At 68.7% G+C, this 3,760-nt stretch carries 3 protein-coding genes and 1 pseudogene; all 4 read left to right on the plus strand.

Annotated elements, in window-relative coordinates:
• Positions 1 to 992: HD domain-containing protein (locus tag D7Y11_RS41875; protein WP_126936453.1), on the plus strand; the 992-nt coding region annotated here is incomplete at its 5' end.
• 164 nt (positions 993 to 1,156) lie between these two features.
• A complete protein-coding gene (locus tag D7Y11_RS41880; RefSeq protein WP_120581212.1) occupies positions 1,157 to 2,380 on the plus strand; it encodes a zinc-dependent alcohol dehydrogenase in 1,224 nt (407 codons plus the stop codon).
• A 110-nt stretch (positions 2,381 to 2,490) separates the two neighbouring features.
• Positions 2,491 to 3,048, plus strand: coding sequence for a helix-turn-helix domain-containing protein (locus D7Y11_RS41885; protein ID WP_120581213.1), 558 nt, complete (start codon positions 2,491 to 2,493; stop codon positions 3,046 to 3,048).
• Positions 3,049 to 3,165: 117 nt separating this feature from the next.
• Positions 3,166 to 3,760 (plus strand): annotated as a pseudogene (locus D7Y11_RS41890) (hypothetical protein); the annotation flags it as partial.

Consider the following 3,760-nt stretch of genomic DNA (forward strand, 5'->3'; position numbering starts at 1 on the left):
ACACCGCGCGCGCCGTGACGCCCAAGCAGCTGCGGCTGATGCGCAGCTTCGTGGAGGAGACGCTCCACAAGACGCTCCCGGAGAAGCTCCCCGCCCTGCCCCGCGTGGCGCTGGGCTCGTCCGGCACCATTGGCGCCGTGGTCGGCTTCGCCGCCGCGGAGAACGGAGGCAATGCCACCGTGCGACAGCTCACCCAGACCGTGGAGGCCCTGGCGAAGATGCCGCCGGAGCGCCGCCGCAAGCGCTTCGACCCGCGCCGCGCGGACATCATCGTCTCTGGCGCCGTCATCCTGGAGGGCGTCGCGCGCCACCTGGGCGTGGAGTCCGTCAGCGTCGTCAACCGCGGCCTGCGCGACGGCCTGCTGGTGGACCTGCTCTACCGCCAGGACGAAACGCGCGAGGACCACAGCCTCGCGGACGCGGCCATCGTCATGGGCCAGCGCTTCCGCTTCGACGAGAAGCACGCCCGCCAGGTGGCCCGCCTGTCCCTGGCCCTCTTCGACGGACTGGCCTCACTGCACCAGCTGCCCCTGTCCGTGCGCCCGCACCTGGAGGTCGCCGCGCTGCTGCACGACATTGGCACGGCGGTCAGCTACGAGCGCCACCACCGCCACACGTACTACCTCATCCACAACGCGGACATCCCGGGCCTCGCGGACCGCGAGCGTGAAATCATCGCGCGCGTCGCCCGCTACCACCGGCGCTCCCCGCCGGAGCTGTCCCACTCCGGCATGGCCGGGCTCACCCCGTCCGAAGCGCGCCGCGTGCGCAAGCTGGCCACGCTGCTGCGCCTGGCGAACGCGTTGGACCACAGCCACCACCAGCCCATCCGCGACTTCAAGGTGACGGACGGCCGCGAGGCGGTGACGCTGCACCTGCACGCCCGCCAGGCCCTCGACCTGGAGCTGTGGAACGTCGAGCGCGAGGTCGCCTCCTTCCGCAAGGTGTTCGGCAAGCGGCTCGCCATCCAGGTCCACTCGACCGGGCGATAGGGCCACTGCCTCTCCGCCCGCTCTCCAGTGGAGGGAGCGCGGCGCCGGTCCTGCCCGGCCCCACCGCCGTGCCCAGAGTCCAGACGAACGGGTCCCATGTGCCTTCGCGAAGGCGCCGTGGGCCTTCACGTCTTTCGAGGCCCTGGCGGGGCAAGGAGCGGAACATGAAGGCAGTCGTTTTCCATGGCATCGGAGACATCCGGCTGGACGACGTCGCGGAGCCGAAGCTGAAGGAGCCCACGGACGCCATCATCCGGCTGACCGCCAGCGCCATCTGCGGCACGGACCTGCACATGATCCGCGGCACCATGGCGGGCATGAAGCCCGGCACCATCCTCGGCCACGAAGGCGTGGGCGTCATCGAGGAGCTGGGCAAGGACGTGCGCAACTTCAACGTGGGCGACCGCGTGGTCATCTGCTCCACCATCGCGTGCGGAAACTGCTCGTATTGCCGCGCGGGCTACTACGCCCAATGCAATGACGCGAACCCCAACGGCCCCGCCGCGGGCACCGCCTTCTTCGGCGGTCCGGAGATGACGGGCCCCTTCGACGGCATGCAGGCGGAGAAGGCGCGCATCCCGCACGCGGCCATCACCATGGTGAAGGTGCCCGAAGGCGTCACCGACGACCAGGCCATCCTCGTCTCGGACATCTTCCCCACGGGCTACTTCGGGGCGGAGATGGCGGAAATCAAACCCGGTGACACCGTGGCGGTGTTCGGCTGCGGCCCGGTGGGCCTGTTCGCCATCGTGAGCGCGAGGCTGCTGGGCGCGGGCCGCGTCTTCGCCATCGACAGCCACGAGGACCGCCTGGCGCTCGCGAGGACCCAGGGCGCGGAGGTCATCAACTTCGAGCAGGAGGACCCGGTGGAGACGCTCAAGCGCTTCACGGCGGGCATCGGCGTGGACCGCGCCATCGACGCGGTGGGTGTGGACGCGCAGCACGCGCACCACGGCCCGGCCGCCAAGAAGGCCAAGGCGGAGAAGCCCGAGTTCAAGCGCGAGGTGGAGCAGGTCGCGCCCAAGCAGAAGCCGGATGGGGACAACTGGGTGCCCGGCGACGCGCCGTCGCAGGCCGCGCAGTGGTCGGTGCAGTCACTGGCCAAGGCGGGCACGCTGTCCATCATCGGCGTGTACCCGCAGACGATGACCGCATTCCCCATTGGCGAGGCGATGAACAAGAACCTCACCCTGCGCATGGGCAACTGCAACCACCGCAAGTACATCCCCAAGCTGCTGGAGCTGGTGCGCTCCGGCACGGTGGACCCCACGGCCATCCTGAGCCACGTGAAGTCCATGGCCTCCGCCATCGACGCGTACCGCAACTTCGACCTGCGCAAGCCAGGCTGGGTGAAGGTGGAGCTGGAGCCGGGCGCTACCCTCCAGTGACGCACTGCTTGATTCCGCATGTCCATGGCGTGTCTCTCCTTGAGGCATGGATGGCGGATGGGTGCCGACAAGATGGCATGAGCGCCAATGCGTTGGCAGAATGCCAGCGTATGAGCGAAGAGGACCTTCCAGGCAGGCTGGCGCGCAACCTGAGGACGCTGCGGGAGACGCGAGGGGCCACGCAGGTGCAGCTCGCGAAGCTGGCGGGCGTGCCCCGGGCCACCTGGGCGCATCTGGAGTCCGGCGCGGCGAACCCCACGCTGTCGGTGCTGCACCGCGTGGCGGGGGCGCTACAGGTGTCACTGGAGGAACTGCTCGCCCGGCCCAAGGCGAGCGCCCGGCACTACCGGCGAGACAGCCTGCCGATGAAGCAGCGCGGCGCGGCCTTCCTGCGCAAGCTCCTGCCGGATCCACTGCCGGGCATGGAGTTCGACCGGATGGAGCTGCCGCCCAAGGCGCGCATCACCGGCGTGCCCCACACCCCAGGCACGCGCGAGTACCTGGCCTGTGAGACTGGGACCCTCGCGCTGGTGGCCAGCGGCGAGCGCTTCGTGTTGGAGGCCGGAGACGTCGTCGTCTTCCGGGGAGACCAGAAGCACTCCTACGAGAACCCCGGCGCGCGCACGGCGGTGGGCTACTCCGTCGTGCTGCTTGCACCGTCGCTGTGAATCTTCAGCAATCTTCAACCAGGAAAAACCACAAAACAAGAACTAGCAGTTAAAATAGATTGACAATCTTCACCCCTCGCAGCCTGCTGGACCCAGTCCTTTCACCTGGGGGGTTGTGTGAAGAAGTCTGTTCTATCCGTCCTGTTTTCATCCCTATTGCTGAGTGCCTGCGGCGCTGAGGTCCCCGCCGCGCCCGTCGCGACCACGGCCGCGCCCATCGCCACGCAGACCGCGCCGTCGAAGAATCCCCGCCGGTTCGTGCCGGGACAGGCCATCGTGAAGTTCAAGGGCTCCGACAGGGCCCTCACGGACGCCGAGCTGCCTCCGGTCCGGGGCTTCCGTGCCCAGCTCGTCCAGCCTCTCTCCAGCGGCGCGGTGGTGGTGTCGCTGGAAGCGGAGGCGCGGTCCGCCGCCACCTCCATCGCGGAGGAGGAGGCGCGCACCCTGGAGGCCATCGCGGAGCTGCGGCGGAATCCAGACGTCGAATACGCGCACGAGAACCTCTACATGGAGTTCTTCGCCACGCCGACGGACCCGCTGTACTCACAGCAGTGGAACTACCCGGCCATCAACCTGCCCACGGCCTGGAACAGTGTCACCGGCAACGTGAAGATCGCCGTGCTCGACAGCGGCAGGCTCGACCATCCGGACCTCAGCGGGGCCTGGACGACAGGGTATGACTTTGGACAGGGGGACGCGGACCCCTACGACA

It is taken from the genome of Corallococcus sp. AB018, from assembly GCF_003986945.1.
GTDB classification, from domain to species: domain Bacteria; phylum Myxococcota; class Myxococcia; order Myxococcales; family Myxococcaceae; genus Corallococcus; species Corallococcus exiguus.